Raw genomic sequence first — 1,849 nt, forward strand, 5'->3', positions numbered from 1 at the left:
TTGGCCGAGCGGCAGGCAGGCGAAGAGATCGCTGGATGGCGATCGCGAGCACACCGGTACGCCTGCATGACCCCCCACGTCATTACCGAAGGTGACGAATAGACTACCGAAATTTGCCACCGTTGGGTAGAACGTTTGAGCGATACGAAAGCCCTTATGGCCCATGCGGCCGTGGCGTCACGGTTGCCGGCGCACCCTGCGGTCTCTACCAACCGTGAGGTTCACGGCGCACACTCCGGCATCAGCTCCTGTCATTTCGTGCACACTTACGCACACTCAAAGAACAACTGTTGCCGACCCCTTTGGCGACAAGTGGGTCCCGTCCCTGGGCGCCTGAGCCTATGCGCGGCAAGCCGAGGGGCTGCCGAGCGGGAGACCGCGCTGCTCGCCCCAAGCGGCCTGGGGTGATCCGACGCCGGTTGGAGGCGGCTCGCGTCGTGCTCGGCGTGTGTGCAGCGTGCAGGTCTCCGCAGGGGCGTCGTTCGCCGTGCCCGCGCGCTCGTCGTGAGGGCAGTACACGAAACCGTCCACGGCGACCCTGCGCCCGAGGAGTCTCCATTCGAACCTGAACGGCCGCCGACCCTATAGCCCGCGTGCACGTGGAGCAGTCTCCGACCGCGGGCGGTGACTGACGGCATCGGGGGGACCGTTGACTGGACGGCTTTAGATATCTATCGTAATCTAAAGCGAGGCCGACGCTTTGGCCCCCCACTCATCCGCCAGACCAGAAATGAGATCCACCCCCATGACCACGCAGAACAAGAGCGCCGTCGTCACCGGCGCGTCCGCCGGCCTGGGTACCGCCTACGCGCAGCGGCTTGCCGACCGGGGCTACGACCTGATCCTGGCGGCCCGGAACACTGCGCGACTGGAAACACTGGCGTCGGACATCCGCAGCCGCACGGGCCGCGCAGTGGACGTCGTCACCGCCGACCTCACCGATGCGGCGCAGATCTCCGTGGTCGAGGAGCGTCTGCGGACCGACGAGAGCATCGAGGTATTGATCAACAACGCCGGCGGGGCGCTGTTCACCCCGCTGGCAACCTCCGACGCTGCGGCCTCCGAGGCACTGATCAACCTCAACGTGACATCGCTGACCAGGCTGACCACCGCGGTCCTGCCGGGCCTGACGGCCCGCGGGCGCGGCACCGTGGTGAACATCTCCTCTGCCCTGGCTCTCAACATCCTGCCCGTCAGCGCCGTCTACAGCGGCACCAAGAGCTACGTGCTGACGTTCACCCAGGCCCTGCAGCAGGAACTCGCCGAGAGCCCCGTCACGGTGCAGGCCGTGCTGCCGGGCGCTGTCCGCACGGAGTTCTGGGACGGCTCCGGCCTCGACCTCGCGGCGTTTCCCGACGAGTGGATCATGAGCGCGGACGACGCCGTCGACGCGGCGCTCGCCGGCCTCGACGCCGGGGAGCCCGTCACCATCCCGTCACTGCCGGAGATCAGCGACTGGGAGTCGTTCGAGAAGGCGCGTCAGACGCTCGTCCCGAACCTGTCGCAGCGGGTCCCGGCCGATCGCTACCGCGGCTGACCACCGCTCCGACTCCGGGTGCGGGAGTCCCTTTATGACAACGGCACGGCCGCTGCTACACACGACCGATGCGTCCTCCGGAGTGGGGGAAGACCGACGCGCTCGGCGTCCTCCCCGCGCGCCTCCCACGCCCTCATCATCACCGAGGGCACCCAGCCCAACGCCGACGGGCAGGGCTACCTGCTCACCCCCGGCATCTACTCCGAGGAGCACATCGCCGGGTGGCGCAAGATCACCGACGCCGTGCACGGCGTCGACGGACGCATCGTCATCCAGCTCATGCACGCCGGACGGATGTCCCACCCCGACAAC

The 1,849-nt window shown here is 67.7% G+C and carries 2 protein-coding genes; both read left to right on the forward strand.

Annotated features, from left to right (window positions below):
- Positions 1–745 precede the first annotated feature (745 nt).
- On the forward strand, positions 746–1,537 hold the full coding sequence (locus EJK15_RS69080) for an SDR family NAD(P)-dependent oxidoreductase (protein ID WP_138720890.1): 792 nt from the start codon (positions 746–748) through the stop codon (positions 1,535–1,537).
- 18 nt (positions 1,538–1,555) lie between these two features.
- Positions 1,556–1,849 (forward strand): oxidoreductase (locus tag EJK15_RS69085; RefSeq protein ID WP_476739218.1); only part of this gene is annotated, 294 nt, incomplete at its 3' end.

This window comes from Nonomuraea basaltis, from assembly GCF_005893125.1.
GTDB classification, from domain to species: domain Bacteria; phylum Actinomycetota; class Actinomycetes; order Streptosporangiales; family Streptosporangiaceae; genus Nonomuraea; species Nonomuraea basaltis.